We start from the raw sequence: 14300 nt of genomic DNA, 5'->3' as shown, positions 1-14300 counted from the left end.
ATCGGACAGCTCAGCCGAAGATGAGCGTCGAAATCGTGTAGATCAGCAGCCCGGCGATCGAGCCGACAACGGTGCCGTTGATACGGATGAACTGAAGATCTCGACCGACCTGCAACTCGATCTTCTGGCTCGCCTCGTCGGCGTCCCACCGCTCGACGGTGTCACTGATGACTCCAGTGATCTCGTCGGTGTAGTTCTCCGCGATGTACTTGGTGCCCTGCACCAGCCAGCCGTCGACCTTCTCACGCATGGACTCGTCGTCACGCAGCCTGACTCCGAAGCCGGCCACGTTCTCGGCGACCTTGGTCCGCAGGGTGCTGTTCGGATCGTCGACGGACTCCATGATGAGCCGCTTGGCAACCTGCCATGTCGACGACGCCAGACCCGTCACTTCCTCGCGACCCATGATCTCGGCCTTGATCCCCTCGGCCTTTTTGATGGTCTCCGGGTCGTTCTGCAGATCATCGGCGAAGTCGATCAGGAAGCGGTTGGCGGCGAGGCGTACCTCGTGTTCGGGGTTGGAACGGACCTTCCAGGTGAACTCGACGAGTTCCTTGTATATCTTCTCCCCCAGCATGGCGTCGACGAACTTCGGCGACCACGCGGGCGAATCGCGAACGATCACACGATCGATCGTCTCCTGGCTGCCGAGAGCCCACTGATGTGCCCGCTCGGCAAGCAATTCGATGATCGGCAGTTGCTTGTTGTCCTTGAGAAGTTCACCGAGCACTCGGCCGATCGGCGGTCCCCACATGGGCTCGGCCAGACGCTTCACGATCGTGTTGTCGATGATCTGGGCGATGTCCTCGTCGCGAAGAACCTCGACCATGCCGCGCAAGACCGTCGACGTCTCGGCGGCGACGCGAGCGGCGTTGGCAGGTTCGGCCATCCACGTGCCGAGCCGCAGCGGAATCTGCGCCTGCTGCACCTTGGCCGACACAACCTCGGGAGCCAGGAAGTTTTGACCGACGAATGAGCTCAGGCTGGCTCCGAGCTGGTCTTTCTTACGCTTGATGATGGCAGTGTGCGGGATGGGAAGGCCCATCGGATGACGGAAGAGCGCGGTGACGGCAAACCAGTCGGCAAGCGCGCCGACCATGCCTGCCTCGGACGCGGCCCGGACGTACCCGACCCACTCTCCGGCGCCGCGGGATTCCTGCCACCGGCAGAAGATGTAGACCACCGTCGCGAAGCCCAGAAGGCCAGTAGCGAAGACCTTCATCTTGCGAAGGTCCCGACGCTTGGCGGCGTCGTCGAAGGCGGAGAGGCTCAGTTGCTGCACCCTCGCCATTGTGCCGAAAGGTGTGACGCGGCGTAGCGCGAGCGACACGAAGTCCGATTCTGCAGGACCTAATCCCCCGAACTGCGGATGTGAGTGCCCGAGATAAAGGCGCGGACATTAAGCTGGACCGGAAAGTAGACCGATCGGACGTGGCTCGCACCACAGATATGAGATGACTCGTGGCCAAGAATGCCGTGCAGGACAACGAGCAGGTAGACGGCCCAGTCGTTGCTGATGCGAAGCCCGAGAAATCCGACGGTCGGAAGCGTCGTTGGCGTGAGCACAAGATCGCTCGCCGCGAGGAACTCGTCGACGGCACCATCGCCGCCATCCGCGCGCGCGGCCGTGAGATCGGCATGGACGAGATCGCGTCCGAGATCGGTGTCTCCAAGACCGTGCTCTACCGATACTTCGCCGACAAGAGCGACCTCACCACCGCCACGATGATGCGGTACGTCGAGACCATCCTGTCGCCGCGTATCTACGAAGCGATCAGTGGCGATCTCGACGATTTCGAACTCACCCAGGCGAGCATCACCGCATACGTCGAGACGGTGGCATCCGACCCCGACATCTACCTCTACGTCATGGCCAACGGCGCCGGCGCCAACCGCGACGTCGTTGCCGATTCCGAGCGCATGATCGCCGAATTGCTCTCCACGGTGTTGGGCAATCGTCTTCGCGAGATGGAGATGGATTCCGGCGGTTCGCTGCCGTGGGCGTTCGGGATCGTGGGCGGAATTCAGCTCGCGACGCACTGGTGGATCTCCAACAAGTCGATGTCCGCGGAATCGCTGATCGACTACCTCACGATGATGACGTGGGGCGGCATCACCGGCATAGCGGCGGTCAACGGATCACCGGCCAAGTTCAAGTCGGTTCCGCATCCCCTCGTCAAGCCTGCCGAGGACTGACTCGCCCGAGACCGAACTTTCGAGCCGCCGGGCGCGATCCTGTGGCACTCTTTCGGCATGGCGCAAGACTCGCTGTGGGAAACACCGGCCGCCAAGACCCTGCGGGCGGAGCCCGGGTTCGAACTCGATCAACTCGATCGCAACAGCACTCCGGGATTCACCGGAAACAAAGCTGACGGCGAACGTCTGCTCGAGGAGCGCGGCGCGGTTCTGTCCGACCTGCAGGAGTTGCTGTACGCCAACGGCCGGTCAGGGGACAGTCGTTCAGTCCTGCTGGTTCTGCAAGGAATGGACACCGCAGGCAAGGGCGGCATGGTCCGACACGTGATCGGTCACGTGGATCCTTCGGGAGTTCAGCACGCGGCCTTCGGCGTCCCGACCGAAGAGGAAAAGCAACATCACTACCTTTGGCGGATCAAGAAGGAACTCCCCCGCGGCGGCTATCTCGGTGTGTTCGATCGCTCCCACTACGAGGACGTCCTGGTAGTGCGCGTCCACGATCTTGTCCCGGAGGATGTCTGGAGCAAGCGCTACGACGAGATCAACCAGTTCGAAAAGGAACTCGTCGACGCCGGAACCACTATCGTGAAAGTCGCGATGTTCGTCTCGCTCGACGAGCAGAAGAAGCGACTCGAAGAACGTCTCGACCGCCCGGACAAGTATTGGAAGTACAACCCCGGCGACGTGACCGAACGCGGTTTGTGGCCTGCATATCAACAGGCGTATCAGGCAATGCTCGACAAGACGTCGACCGAGCACGCGCCGTGGTACGTCGTGCCGTGTGATCGGAAGTGGTACAGCCGCATTGCGGTCACGGAGCTACTGATCGACGCTCTGGAAAAGCTCGATCTCGACTGGCCCCCTGCCGACTTCGACATCGAGGCGGAGAAGGCACGACTCGCACAGTCTTGATCAGAAGCAGGCCCGATCAGAACAGGTGTGGGGATTCGCGGTGCACTTTGTGGTCGTGACGCACAGTACTGGCGTACAGGGCTACCGCGAGGCCGATGCACGCGACGCCGGCGAGGCCGGCGATCAATGCCCAACCACCCTGGCCTGAACCTGCCGCCACCAGAAAACTGCCGAGGCAGACCACTGTGGCCAGCACCAGGAAATACGACGCCCACGCTGCAAAGAGATTGAGCTTCATCGTTCGCTCCTCCGGTCGGATCTCTTTCGTTTCGACCGTACGCCGGAGCATGACGGTCGACAAGACACTGCCGCCTCGAGGTTTCCCGACGTCTACGCCGGGTAGCCGAATTACATGGACATCGGAACTCTTTATCGCGGAATCGAATCCGCTCGCGGACTGGACGGTCCGTCCACTGGCCTCAGGCGCAGAATCCTCGAGATCACGGAGCGATCGGACCGATCGCGCACTGTCGCCGCACTTCTGCGCGGCGCCGCCGTCGGGCATCCCATCCATCCTGCCCTCGTGACCATTCCCGCGGGCGCGTGGACGGCTTCGTTGGTCTTCGATGTTCTAGGCGATCCGCAGACTGCACGACGGCTGATCGGGCTCGGATTGGTTTCGACTCCGCCGGCTTTGCTGACGGGATGGCTGGACTGGTCCGAACGTGGCGACGTCGCACGCCGAGTGGGGCTGGTGCACGCGGCGTCGAATGCAGTGGGGATCTGGTCTTTTGCGGCGTCGTACAGGCTACGCGGAAAGGACTCACTCGCACTGGCGCGAGTGCTGTCGGTGCTGGGGCTCACCGCGGTCGGTGTCGGTGGCGCGCTCGGTGGTCACATCGTTTTCAAGCTCATGGACGATCCGGCCGTCGAGGCTGCAGCGACTCCGGTTCTCGATCCCATCCTGGATGTAGTCAACTGAGCCGATCGGACCTCGATACTGTTCAGGCGTAAGCACTTCCGGAGTAGCTCCGCAGTTCTCGCGCGGTCTCGTCCGAATCCGCCAATGGTCTGTTCATGACCCAGTGTGGGCTGCGCGTACCCAGTGTCGCGGCAAAATCGGCGACGGCGTCCGGGGTCGGCACTGCGTGTTCGCCCAGATATCCGAGAACGATGAGGTCCTCCCCTGATCTGGTCTCCACGGCCAGGGCCCAACCGCACGTCTCCTCCCACAGCAAAGCCACCTCGCGCCCGGGGAAACGCGGCACAGTTCGGTCCAATGCGATGTAAGCCTCCAGAGGGTGCTCGCGCCTGCAACACCACTGCTCGATGCCGGCCCCCACACCGACCGCCACCCGTTGTACGTACCGCTCGAACCCGAGTCCGACGGTTGCGTCGACCAGCATTTGTTCTGTCATCGAACCTCACTCCTCGCCATCGTGTTTGGAATGTGCCCAGCGCTGACCGCGTCGAAACCCGGTTCAGATCACGGACTCCGGGTATCCCCAGACGAACCGATCAAGTGGAGAGGGGACCCGATGAAGTACTCGCCCGCTATGGCTCCCGGACGAATGCTGAAGATCTCCATGGTGTCGGTGAACGCCGATCCACTCGCACCGGTGGGCTGCTCGGCAGCCGGTGCACAGAACCTGCACGTCGACGAACTGTCTGCCGCCTTGGTTCGTGCCGGACACGACGTCACCGTCTTCACCAGGCGTGCCCACGTCGGTGGGCCGGACCGCGTTCGCGCCCGCGCCGGGTACTCCGTCGACTATCTCGAGGCCGGCCCGACGCAGGCTCTTCCGGATGCCGACATCCTCCCTCACCTGGGAACCTTTGCCAGCATTCTGCGCGCTCAGTGGAGTACCGACCGACCCGATGTGGTGCATTCGCACTTCTGGATGTCCGGTGTGGCAACGGAACTCGCGACCCGATCGCTCGGCATCCCCGTACTTCAGACATTCCATTCCCTGGGATCTGCGGCGCACCGCCACCTCGGAGCAGCCGACGACAGCCCCTCGGAGCGGACTCACCTGGAACCGTTGATCGCCAGGGGCGCAACCCATGTCATCGCGACCAGTTCGGACGAAATCTTCGATCTGGTCCGGCAGGGATCACCACGATCACGGACCACGATGGTGCCCTCGGGCGTGGACACCGAAGCATTCACCCCGGAGGGACCCGCCGCGAAGAAAACCGCACCGCATCGATTGATCTGCGTCGGAAGACTGGTGGAGCAGAAGGGCTTCGATGTTGCCGTCGCCGCGCTGGCTTCGCTACCGGATACGGAGTTGGTGGTGATCGGCGGGCCACCCGTCGCGCAACTGAGCACCGACGAAGTGGCGATCCGCTTGGTCAAGCTCGCCGAGCGCCTCGGCGTCGCAGATCGCGTCCAATTGTTGGGACGGGTTCCGCACCGCCAACTACCGAAACTGATGCGATCGGCCGACGCCCTCGTGTGCACCCCTCGATACGAACCGTTCGGAATCGCGGCGCTGGAAGCAATGGCGTGCGGAGTTCCCGTAGTCGCGACTCCTGTTGGCGGACTGCGGGATACGGTGATCGACGGACTCACCGGGCGTCGGGTCCCGGTCAACAACCCGGTGGAAACCGCCCGCGCAGTCCGCCATCTTCTCGACGACGAGGACGAAGGCGCGGCGTTTGCACGGCAGAGCCGGGCCCGAGCGTGCGAATCGTATTCGTGGGATCACGTCGCCACCGAAGTGGTCCGCACCTACGGCCGCTGCGTCACAGCACCGCCGAGAGCCCGCCAACACAAGGGCACTCACCGAAGTGAAGTGCACTGACGCTGACGGGCTCTACGAAACTGAATTCACGAAGGTGATTTCACGTAGCTTGGACTGAAACTGCGTGATCAAGCGGGGAAACGTCGGGTCTCTTCGAGTCCGATTGCATGATCGAGCGACTCGTAGCAGGCAAACATCGACTCCTGACCAGCTGCTTTGAGCAACCTTTGCACCGGGCGGGCGCAGACGAGCGCGAGTGTGCCGCCCACGTCGCGTGATCGCGTCGACAGGACCGACAGTACGGACAAGCCACACGTCCCCATGAATTCGAGTTCGGATAGATCGACGACCAGCGTCCGGTCCGCGGCCACGTGGTACGTCAAGAAGTCACGAAAAGCATTGGCGCTCATCAGATCGATCTCACCACGAACTTTGATCACAGCGGTGTGTGCACTGATGCGGTGCGCGTGAAACGATGCGGTCGCTGTCCCGGTCGCGGGAGGTCCGTAGTCTACCGATCCCTTCGCCGCGTTCGTAAAGCCTGAAATAGATGATCCTGGAACAACAGTCATGGTTCTCCCATCCCGCAACGGTTTACACTCTGCAAAAGAGAAGGGACCTCCGAAGGAGACGCACGATGAACGGGTCTCCAGAAATACGGATAAATCCCTCATCGGCTGTGTGCTCAACCTCGGTTTGAAACAGTACGCCAGCATGACGGACGTCACAAGTGCGTTGCGACCATTCGTTTCGGTGTTCCGAACAAAAATGTGGTTTGGTCTGCGGTTCCGCGAGGTAATCCGATGTTGCGATCGCCAACGGTCGTGAGCAGAATCGTGTCGTTTACCCCGGCACCACCATCGACCAAATTTCGTGTTCGGGGGTCACTGTGAAGGTCGGGATGGGTATCGTTCTCGGCACCAGACTTCACCGCGACCCCTGGTACGACGATCCGGAGAACTTATGGCACACCTCAGCGCACTCGAGCCCGATCAGGATCAGACTCAGCCAGTTGTGGAGTTGAGGATTCAAGCGACTCTCGATCAGCTGTCGATTTTGCGTGCACTGGCCGCCACCGTTGCCATTCAGGAAAACTTCGACCTCGACGCCATCGCCGACATCAAACTGGCCATGGACGAAATCTGTACGCATCTGATCGTTCGCGCTGCGCCTGATTCGGTTCTGGTGTGTCGGTTCGTCTTCACGCCGCCGCAATTGCACGTGTCCGTGTCCACGACGACCACGGAGTACGAGGACAGCAGTCAGCGTTCGTTCGGGTGGCACATCCTCACCGAACTCACCGATTCGATTTCGCTCGACCAGGAAGAGAACCTCGGCGGCGTCGGCTACATCACCACCATGAAGTTCACCAAGGCCCTCAGCGGGCGCCTGTGACCGCTTCCGCAGACGGCCCGTCACGCCCGCGTCGGCGGTCCACCGACGAATATCGGGACGTAATACCAGTTTTCGAGGAACTGCGGACCCTCGAGCCCCACAGCCCGGAGTACGAACGAGTGCGCACTGCACTCATCACCAGATGCCTACCGTTGGCCGAGCACATCGCCAGACGATTCGACGGTCGTGGCGAGGCACACGACGATCTGGTTCAGGTGGCGCGTCTCGGTCTGGTCAACGCCGTCGACCGTTTCGATTCCACGCGCGGATCCGATTTCGTCTCCTTCGCAGTTCCCACCGTGATGGGCGAGGTTCGACGACACTTCCGCGACACCGGTTGGGCATTGCGGGTTCCCCGCCGGATGAAGGAGTTGCACTTCCAACTCGGGCAGGCCATCAGCGAGCTGTCACAACAGCTCGGGCACGCGCCGACCGTCGACGAGTTGGCCGAGACGTTGGGGATCGAACGCGAAGAAGTTGCCCAGGCCTTGATCGCCGGCAACGCGTATCAGACGGTCTCGGTCGACGGTGCCGCGTCCAATCACACCGACGATCTCCCGCTCGTGGAAACACTCGGTGACTACGACGCAGCACTCGAGAACGTCGAGAATCACGAGGCGTTGCGTCCGCTTCTCGACAAGCTTCCCGAGCGAGAGCGGACGGTGTTGATGCTCAGATTCTTCGGAAACCTGACGCAGACACAGATCGCCGAGAAAGTCGGTGTGTCCCAGATGCACGTGTCGAGGTTGCTCGCGAAGACATTGAGTAATCTTCGCGAGCAACTCGACTGAGCTCCGCGAACAATTCGACTGAGCAGGACCGGGCGGGTCAGATCGTTGCGGTGTCGATCACGAATCGGTATCGGACGTCGCTCTTGATCACGCGCTCGTAAGCGTCGTTGATGTCGCTCGCCGGGATCAGTTCGATTTCTGCGCCGATGCCGTGCTCGGCGCAGAAGTCGAGCATCTCCTGTGTCTGCGGGATACCTCCGACCATGGAACCGGCGAGGCTACGACGGTTTGCGGCGAGCGAGAATGCTCGAACTTCGATCGGCTTCTCGGGCAGGCCGAGTTCGACGAGAGTGCCGTTGATGGCAAGCAAGGACATGTAGGCGTCGATGTCGAGGTTGACCGAGACCGTGTTGAGGATCAGGTCGAACTCGCCGCGAAGAGCCTTGAACGTCTCACGGTCGTTGGTCGCGTAGTAGTGATCGGCGCCGAGGCGAAGCCCGTCGTCTTTCTTGCCGAGCGTCTGGCTCAGGACGGTGACTTCCGCTCCGAGCGCCTTGGCGATCTTCACGCCGACGTGCCCGAGGCCGCCGAAACCGATGATGGCGACCTTCTTGCCGGGGCCGGCGTTCCAGTGCCGCAGCGGTGAGTACAAGGTGATGCCCGCGCACAGGAGCGGCGCTGCAACGTCGAGTTCGATGCCCTCCGGGATCGAGAGCACGAAGTGCTCGGTGACGACGATGTGCGTCGAGTAGCCACCCTGAGTGCGCTCGCCGTCGCGGCCGGTGGCGTTGTACGTACCCGTCACACCCTTGCGGCAGTACTGCTCTTCACCGGCGGTGCAGGCGTCGCACTCCCCGCACGAGTCGACGAAGCAGCCGACGCCCACGCGGTCGCCGACCTTGTGCTTGGTGACATCGGACCCCACGGCGGCGACGACGCCGGCGATTTCGTGTCCGGGGACGATCGGGTACTTGGCTCCGCCCCACTCGTTGCGAGCGGTGTGGATGTCGGAATGGCAGATGCCGGCAAATTTGATGTCGATGAGAATGTCCAGTGGACCGAGCTCGCGGCGTTCGACAGTGGTCTTCTCGAGGGGACCGTCAGCGGACGTCGCGGCATAAGCAGCAGCAGTAACCATGCACACATGCCTACCCGTGCATGGAGGGACCTGCAACTCGCAGGCCCCTCCATGACTTGTTCTTTACGTGACTTACCCGGCGTCGCGCTCGGCTTGCTCCGCCCGACGACGCAGGCGCCTCGCGGCCGCAACCATATTGCGCAGCGAAGGCTCGAGTTGCCACGGATGGCGGGTCTTGAGGCCGCCGTCCGGATTTGCCCACAAGCGATCGAGAGAGATCGATTCGCTTGCCTCGGTGAGCAATTCGTCGAGTTCGTCGATGTCGGGAATCCGAGCCGAGCGAGATTCGTAGACACCGGGGCCGACGCCGTGCGTGAGCGCGCCTTCCTTGAGTGCTTCGAGAACCCACGTGATGGAGCGGGTCGCGACGATAGCCGTCACATCGGCGTCCAACCGTTCGATGGCGTCGACCACCGACGACCGAGCGGAGTACGTCAGATGTGTGTGGATCTGTGTTTCCGGCTTCGCTCCACCTGTTGCCAGACGGAACGCGTCGACGGCCCACTCCAGGTAGGCCTCCCGGCCGTCCTCACGCAGTGGCAGCAGTTCACGAATTGCCGGTTCGTCCACCTGGATGATGGCGATTCCGGCAGCTTCGAGATCCGCGATTTCGTCTCGAATGACAAGTGCCAGTTGCTCTGCCGTTTCGTAGAGCGGCTGATCCTGGCGAACGAACGAACGGGCGATCATGGTGACCGGACCCGTCAGCATTCCCTTGACCGGCTTGTCGGTCAGCGACTGCGCGTACGCAATCCACTCGACCGTCATCGGCTTCGGACGTGCGATGTCGCCGTAGAGGATCGGCGGACGCGTGCAACGAGATCCGTAGGCCTGAACCCAACCGTTGTGCGTGAAGGCATAGCCCTCGAGCAGTTCGGCGAAGTACTGGACCATGTCGTTGCGCTCGTGCTCGCCGTGCACGAAAACATCGAGACCGATGTCCTCTTGCAGACGGATTGTGCGCTCGATCTCTTCCTGGATGCGCTTGTAGTAGTCGTCCCACTCCAAACGCCCCTGGCCGAGTTCGTAACGCGCCTGGCGAATCGCGTCGGTCTGCGGGAACGAACCCAGTGTCTGGGCCGGCACCAAGGGCAGATTCAACCGTTCCTGCTGAGCCTTACGACGCTCCTCGTACGGTGCACGCACACGATCTTCGGGCTTGATCGCGTTCACCCGAGCACGGACAGCGTGCTTGAGCTTGAAGTGCACCTTCGTCGGACGCTTACGCCACTTGTCCGAAGGACCTTCGGTGAGCGCCTTCGCCAGTGAGACGACTTCGCCGACCTTCTGCTTCGCAAAAGCCAGACGGTCTGCGACGTCTCCCGGAATGTCGTACTCGGAGAGCACGTCGTACGGCACGTGCAGCAGCGACGACGACGTGGAGACGACGAGGTCAGGCACAACGTCTTTGAGTTCGTTCAGGTACGTCAAGGTGTTGAACCTGTCGACGCGCCAGACGTTGCGACCGTCGACGACGCCCGCGTAGATGCGCTTGCGCTTGATGTTCGGCACCGCGGCCAGTTCCTCGGCCGTGATCTTGCCGTGCACCAGGTCCAGACCGAAGGCTTCGATCTTGGTGGGCGCCAAGATGTTGAGGGCTTCGCCGAACTTGCCGTACGGACCCGTCACCAACAGGCGCGGGCGCAGCGGGGCCGTCGAAAGCTTCTCGTACGCACGTCCCAGAGCGGCTAGCTCCTCGGGGGTGCGGTCCTCGGTGACCGAAGGCTCGTCCAACTGAACACAGGTCGCACCGGCCTTGGCGAGCTGCTCGAAGAGCTTCTCGTACTCGGGCAGGAGCGCGTCCAACAGGTCGAGCGGGGTGAAGTTCGGATCGGACTTCTCGGTGGCAGGTCCGACCTTCGAAAGCAGAAGCAGCGAGACGGGCCCCATGATGACGGGGCGCAATTCGATGCCGCGCGCCTTCGCACGTTCGAACTCGTCGAGAAGTGCATCCGAGTTGAGCGAGAACACCGTGTTCGCGTCGATCTCGGGCTGACGGTAGTAGTAGTTCGTACCGAAGAAGCGCACCAGCTCGAGAGGCGGGAAGTCCGGGCGGCCGCGGGCCATCGTGAAGTAGAAATCGAGCGGCTCGAGGGCGCCCTCGAGCGGCTTGAACCGCTCCGGCACTGCGCCGAAGAGCAGCGCATTGTCGAGCACGTGATCGTAGAAGGAGAAGGTGTTGCCGGGAACCTGGCTCAATCCCGTCGCAGCCAATTCGCTCCAGGTCGATTCCTGGAGTTCCTTGGCGACCGCGAGAAGTGCGTCCTTGTCCGAAGTGCCGTGCCAGTAGGACTCGAGGGCGCGCTTGAGCTCACGGCGCGGCCCGATGCGCGGATACCCCAGGACGCTGGAGCCGAATGCTGCAGTGCTGCTGGACATGCGGTCGACCTTTCTAACCGAGGGGCGCGAGCGCCCTGTGCGCCTTTGTGGTAGCCGGAACTACCAGAAAGGCGCACAGGGGCGTTGGGCCTTAGCTTGCCTGCTTGGTGGAGCGACCGTTGTCGGCGTACTCGTAGAAGCCCGCGCCGGACTTCTTGCCGGTCAAGCCGGCTTCGACCATACGCAGGAGCAACGGCGGAGCGGAGTACAGCGGCTCCTTGAACTCTTCGTACATGGAGTCGGCGATGGACTTGACGGTGTCGAGTCCGACCAGGTCCGTCAGAGCCAGCGGACCCATGGGGTGCGCGAGGCCGAGAACCGTTGCCTTGTCGATGTCTTCCTTGGTCGCGAAGCCCGACTCGACCATGCGGATCGCCGAGAGCAGGTACGGCACCAGGAGTGCGTTGACGACGAAGCCGGAGCGGTCGGCACTGCGGACGACCTGCTTGCCGAGGATGTCGCTGGCAAAAGCCTCGGCGCGCTGCGAGACGGAGGCACTGGTCTTGAGCGTCGTCACCAATTCGACGAGCGGCAGAACCGGAACCGGGTTGAAGAAGTGCATGCCGATGACTCGCTCGGGACGCTTGGTCGAGATGCCGAGCTTCATGATCGGGATCGACGACGTGTTGGACGCGAGAACCGCATCCGGGTCCGTCACGACCGCGTCGAGCTCGGCGAAGATTTCGCTCTTGATCTTCTCGTCTTCGACGACGGCCTCCACGACGAGCTGGCGGTCCGCGAAATCTCCCAGATCGGAGGTGAAACGCAGACGCCATGCGGCCTGCTCACGCTCACGTTCTGTGATCTTTCCGCTGCTCACGCCGCGGTCGAGCGAACGCAGGATGCGTGAACGCCCGGCTGCTGCAAGCTCGCGAGTCTGCTCGAAGACCAGAACATCGACATGTGCGCGGGCGCACACCTCGGCGATTCCGGCACCCATGATTCCGGCGCCGATAACGCCGACGCGCTGAATTTTTTCGCTGGTCACGTCAGCTCCTTGTTTGTCTCGTGGAGTTTGTCTGGTGAAGGTGTTGCAAAACAAGCACTTCGAACTGCGTCGACGCTGGTGGCCGACGCAATCGGAACTGCCTTGAAGACGAGAGAAAGTAGTGCGGTGATACAAGCAGGGGAGAGACCCGAAGCCGAGCCTCTCCCCCACCCGAAGTCAGTTCTTAGTGGAACTGTCCCTCTTCGGTGGAGCCCTTGAGAGCTGCCGTCGAGGTGTTGGGGTCAACGGTGGTGGCGATGGTGTCGAAGTAGCCGGCGCCAACCTCACGCTGGTGCTTGATGGCGGTGAAGCCACGCTCTTCGGCAGCCTTGAACTCGCGCTCCTGCAGGTCGACGAATGCCGTCATGCCTTCGCGGGCGTAGCCGTAGGCAAGGTCGAACATGCCGTAGTTGAGCGAGTGGAAGCCGGCCAGCGTGATGAACTGGAACTTGAAGCCCATTGCGCCGAGCTCCTTCTGGAACTTCGCGATGGTCGCGTCGTCCAGGTGCGCCTTCCAGTTGAAGGAAGGGGAGCAGTTGTAGGCCAGGAGCTGGTCCGGGAATTCGCTGCGAACGGACTCGGCGAACTTCTTTGCAACCTCGAGATCCGGCACGCCGGTCTCCATCCAGATGAGGTCTGCGTACGGTGCGTAAGCCTTGGCGCGAGCGATGCAGGGCTCGATGCCGTTCTTGACGCCGTAGAAGCCTTCAGCCGTGCGGGTTCCGTCGAGGAACGGGCGGTCACGCTCGTCCACGTCGGAGGTGATGAGGGTTGCGGCCTCAGCGTCGGTGCGGGCGATGATGACGGACGGAACGTCCGCGACGTCGGAAGCCAGGCGAGCCGAGGTCAGGGTGCGGATGTGCTGCTGCGTGGGGATGAGCACCTTGCCGCCGAGGTGGCCGCACTTCTTCTCCGAAGCGAGCTGATCCTCCCAGTGGACACCGGCAGCGCCGGCGCCGATCATGGCCTTCTGCAGCTCGTAAGCGTTGAGAGCGCCACCGAAGCCGGCTTCGGCGTCGGCAACGATCGGAGCGAGCCAGTTGCTGACGGAGGTGTCACCCTCGGTCTTGGCGATCTCGTCGGCGCGCAGCAGTGCGTTGTTGATGCGACGGACGACGGTCGGAACCGAGTTGGCCGGGTAGAGGCTCTGGTCCGGGTACGTGTGGCCCGAGAGGTTCGCATCGCCGGCAACCTGCCAACCGGAGAGGTAGATGGCCTTCAGGCCGGCGCGAACCTGCTGCACAGCCATGTTGCCGGTAAGTGCACCGAGGGAGTTGATGTAGTCCTCGTTGTTCACGAGATCCCACAGGATCTCGGATCCGCGACGAGCGAGGGTCTGCTCCTCGACGACGGTGCCCTGGAGCTTGACGACCTGATCGGCCGTGTAGTTACGAGTAACGCCCTTCCAGCGAGGGTTGGTGTCCCAATCCTGCTGGAGCTCAGCTGCGGTCTTCGGGGTGCCGGTGGTCGACATCAAGACTCCATCTCTTTGATCTGCTGGTCCGGCCTGTTGTGAGCAGTACGTGCGTACTACTTCACATACTTGCCAGGCCCTTCTTGTGTACTTACCGAGAATGGCACATCGAAAAAGTGCCGTCTACCTGTTGCTAATGCCAATCTTCGCTACCTTTTCAACACACTTTGCTAAGTCTGTGAAGATTCCTACGCGGCTGGTACTACCCAATCGGACAGGTTCCGTACTGGCGAGTAGGAAAGAAACCGCAGGCTGTGAACGAAATGCACTCAACTCTGCCGCTTGCGAATTCCGGCAGTTCGCACGCCACTCGGAACAGGCCTGTCCGCTACTTCGGAGCCAACTTCACTACCCGCGAGTGACCGCAATCACTCCTCGGCAACAGCCTTCGCTCGGGCGA

The 14300-nt window shown here is 62.1% G+C and carries 14 protein-coding genes; 6 read left to right on the top strand and 8 right to left on the bottom strand.

Annotation, left to right across the window (positions count from 1 at the left end; all coding sequences use genetic code 11):
* Positions 1 to 10: 10 nt before the first annotated feature.
* A complete protein-coding gene (locus tag A0W34_RS07885) occupies positions 11 to 1291 on the bottom strand; it encodes a DUF445 domain-containing protein (protein ID WP_020968906.1) in 1281 nt (426 codons plus the stop codon).
* A 170-nt stretch (positions 1292 to 1461) separates the two neighbouring features.
* On the opposite strand from A0W34_RS07885, the gene A0W34_RS07880 reads away from it, so the two are divergent.
* On the top strand, positions 1462 to 2196 hold the full coding sequence (locus A0W34_RS07880; RefSeq protein WP_003941527.1) for a TetR/AcrR family transcriptional regulator: 735 nt from the start codon (positions 1462 to 1464) through the stop codon (positions 2194 to 2196).
* A 57-nt stretch (positions 2197 to 2253) separates the two neighbouring features.
* On the top strand, positions 2254 to 3108 hold the full coding sequence (locus tag A0W34_RS07875) for a polyphosphate kinase 2 family protein (protein WP_054827968.1): 855 nt from the start codon (positions 2254 to 2256) through the stop codon (positions 3106 to 3108).
* Positions 3109 to 3124: 16 nt separating this feature from the next.
* On the opposite strand, the gene A0W34_RS07870 is transcribed toward A0W34_RS07875, so the two are convergent.
* Positions 3125 to 3346, bottom strand: a complete 222-nt coding sequence (locus A0W34_RS07870; RefSeq protein WP_039973486.1) for a hypothetical protein — start codon at positions 3344 to 3346, stop codon at positions 3125 to 3127.
* A 114-nt stretch (positions 3347 to 3460) separates the two neighbouring features.
* Between A0W34_RS07870 and A0W34_RS07865 the strand changes: the two genes are divergently transcribed.
* Positions 3461 to 4030 (top strand): DUF2231 domain-containing protein, encoded by a 570-nt coding sequence (locus tag A0W34_RS07865; protein ID WP_003941554.1) that lies wholly within the window; start codon positions 3461 to 3463, stop codon positions 4028 to 4030.
* Between the two features lie 22 nt (positions 4031 to 4052).
* Here A0W34_RS07865 and A0W34_RS07860 read toward each other — a convergent pair whose 3' ends face one another.
* The gene (locus A0W34_RS07860; protein ID WP_003941464.1) at positions 4053 to 4466 is read right to left on the bottom strand and encodes a DUF6292 family protein; all 414 of its coding nucleotides are present in this window, start codon (positions 4464 to 4466) and stop codon (positions 4053 to 4055) included.
* Positions 4467 to 4586: 120 nt separating this feature from the next.
* Between A0W34_RS07860 and A0W34_RS07855 the strand changes: the two genes are divergently transcribed.
* Positions 4587 to 5855 (top strand): glycosyltransferase, encoded by a 1269-nt coding sequence (locus A0W34_RS07855; RefSeq protein WP_003941555.1) that lies wholly within the window; start codon positions 4587 to 4589, stop codon positions 5853 to 5855.
* Between the two features lie 68 nt (positions 5856 to 5923).
* Here the strand turns inward: A0W34_RS07855 and A0W34_RS07850 are convergent, their stop codons facing one another.
* On the bottom strand, positions 5924 to 6367 hold the full coding sequence (locus tag A0W34_RS07850; RefSeq protein WP_007735372.1) for an STAS domain-containing protein: 444 nt from the start codon (positions 6365 to 6367) through the stop codon (positions 5924 to 5926).
* 391 nt (positions 6368 to 6758) lie between these two features.
* Here A0W34_RS07850 and A0W34_RS07840 point away from each other — a divergent pair, with 391 nt between their 5' ends.
* Entirely contained in the window at positions 6759 to 7190 is a 432-nt protein-coding gene (locus tag A0W34_RS07840) for an ATP-binding protein (RefSeq protein WP_003941553.1), read from the top strand.
* The gene (locus tag A0W34_RS07835; protein WP_003941515.1) at positions 7187 to 7981 is read left to right on the top strand and encodes an RNA polymerase sigma factor SigF; all 795 of its coding nucleotides are present in this window, start codon (positions 7187 to 7189) and stop codon (positions 7979 to 7981) included. The genes A0W34_RS07840 and A0W34_RS07835 overlap by 4 nt, the downstream gene beginning before the upstream one ends.
* A gap of 37 nt (positions 7982 to 8018) precedes the next feature.
* On the opposite strand, the gene A0W34_RS07830 is transcribed toward A0W34_RS07835, so the two are convergent.
* From A0W34_RS07830 to aceA, 4 genes are all read right to left on the bottom strand, one after another.
* Complete coding sequence (locus tag A0W34_RS07830) at positions 8019 to 9059, bottom strand: NAD(P)-dependent alcohol dehydrogenase (protein WP_003941488.1); 1041 nt, start codon at positions 9057 to 9059, stop codon at positions 8019 to 8021.
* Between the two features lie 72 nt (positions 9060 to 9131).
* Entirely contained in the window at positions 9132 to 11438 is a 2307-nt protein-coding gene (gene metE, locus A0W34_RS07825) for a 5-methyltetrahydropteroyltriglutamate--homocysteine S-methyltransferase (protein WP_003941510.1), read from the bottom strand.
* Positions 11439 to 11529: 91 nt separating this feature from the next.
* The gene (locus A0W34_RS07820; RefSeq protein WP_003941541.1) at positions 11530 to 12426 is read right to left on the bottom strand and encodes a 3-hydroxybutyryl-CoA dehydrogenase; all 897 of its coding nucleotides are present in this window, start codon (positions 12424 to 12426) and stop codon (positions 11530 to 11532) included.
* A 184-nt stretch (positions 12427 to 12610) separates the two neighbouring features.
* Entirely contained in the window at positions 12611 to 13900 is a 1290-nt protein-coding gene (aceA, locus tag A0W34_RS07815; protein ID WP_003941533.1) for an isocitrate lyase, read from the bottom strand.
* Positions 13901 to 14300 lie beyond the last annotated feature (400 nt).

This window comes from Rhodococcus sp. BH4 (assembly GCF_002079265.1).
GTDB classification, from domain to species: Bacteria; Actinomycetota; Actinomycetes; order Mycobacteriales; family Mycobacteriaceae; genus Rhodococcus_F; species Rhodococcus_F qingshengii.
Note: the sequence above shows the minus strand (reverse complement) of the source record. Positions and strands in the feature narration are given on the sequence as shown.

Coding starts and splice junctions, on each gene's coding strand:
- A0W34_RS07850 (WP_007735372.1), bottom strand. CDS start 6,367: ATGACTGTTGTTCCAGGATCATCTATTTCAGGCTTTACGAACGCGGCG.
- A0W34_RS07860 (WP_003941464.1), bottom strand. CDS start 4,466: ATGACAGAACAAATGCTGGTCGACGCAACCGTCGGACTCGGGTTCGAG.
- A0W34_RS07855 (WP_003941555.1), top strand. CDS start 4,587: ATGAAGTACTCGCCCGCTATGGCTCCCGGACGAATGCTGAAGATCTCC.
- metE (WP_003941510.1), bottom strand. CDS start 11,438: ATGTCCAGCAGCACTGCAGCATTCGGCTCCAGCGTCCTGGGGTATCCG.
- A0W34_RS07840 (WP_003941553.1), top strand. CDS start 6,759: ATGGCACACCTCAGCGCACTCGAGCCCGATCAGGATCAGACTCAGCCA.
- A0W34_RS07830 (WP_003941488.1), bottom strand. CDS start 9,059: ATGGTTACTGCTGCTGCTTATGCCGCGACGTCCGCTGACGGTCCCCTC.
- A0W34_RS07885 (WP_020968906.1), bottom strand. CDS start 1,291: ATGGCGAGGGTGCAGCAACTGAGCCTCTCCGCCTTCGACGACGCCGCC.
- aceA (WP_003941533.1), bottom strand. CDS start 13,900: ATGTCGACCACCGGCACCCCGAAGACCGCAGCTGAGCTCCAGCAGGAT.
- A0W34_RS07875 (WP_054827968.1), top strand. CDS start 2,254: ATGGCGCAAGACTCGCTGTGGGAAACACCGGCCGCCAAGACCCTGCGG.
- A0W34_RS07870 (WP_039973486.1), bottom strand. CDS start 3,346: ATGAAGCTCAATCTCTTTGCAGCGTGGGCGTCGTATTTCCTGGTGCTG.
- A0W34_RS07865 (WP_003941554.1), top strand. CDS start 3,461: ATGGACATCGGAACTCTTTATCGCGGAATCGAATCCGCTCGCGGACTG.